We start from the raw sequence: 569 nt of genomic DNA on the forward strand, positions 1-569 counted from the left end.
TTGTACCGCCGGCCACCCTAAGTTCTTATGGCGACATCAATCAGAAGCAACCATTGATATGGTTGGTGATGAGAATTTTATAGTAGGCGCGTTAGCACCAATGCAATACAAGGGCGGGGAAATTACGTTAGAAGCAAACGACTCGATTTGGTGTTTTTCTGATGGTGTGGTTGAAGCGCGGTACGACAATGAGCTTTTCTCTGTAAATCGTTTAATCGCGAACGTACAGAGCGTTTCTGGACTTCCGTTTGAAGCACAGGTTTCTTCTGTCGTCGAAAGTATTAAACGTTGGCAAGTGAAGGAAGATCTAGACGACGATTTGACGCTTTTACAACTTCAATGGTCTGGTCCAAACACGTCGACATGTGAGGGTGAGGATGATTGATTACGAGTTTAAAAAAACGTTTCTTAGCTCACTGAAATCTTCCCGTGAGGCGAGTAAGCAGCTTGCCGAGTTTCTCTTTCAACATCAGGTATTGGTAAGTGATGTCCAACACCTCGAATTGTGCGTAGTTGAGGTGATGAACAATGCCTTTATACACTCCTACGATGAGCAGGAAGGTGAGCCG

Annotated in this window: 2 protein-coding genes; both read left to right on the forward strand. The window is 44.8% G+C overall.

The window, feature by feature from the left end:
• The coding region (locus R7Z77_RS27405) for a PP2C family protein-serine/threonine phosphatase (RefSeq protein ID WP_318137312.1) at positions 1-385 on the forward strand (385 nt) is incomplete at its 5' end.
• Positions 378-569, forward strand: a 192-nt coding sequence (locus R7Z77_RS27410; RefSeq protein WP_318137313.1) for an ATP-binding protein, incomplete at its 3' end; no start/stop codon positions are given. The genes R7Z77_RS27405 and R7Z77_RS27410, both read left to right, overlap by 8 nt.

This window comes from Vibrio sp. 1401, from assembly GCF_033340295.1.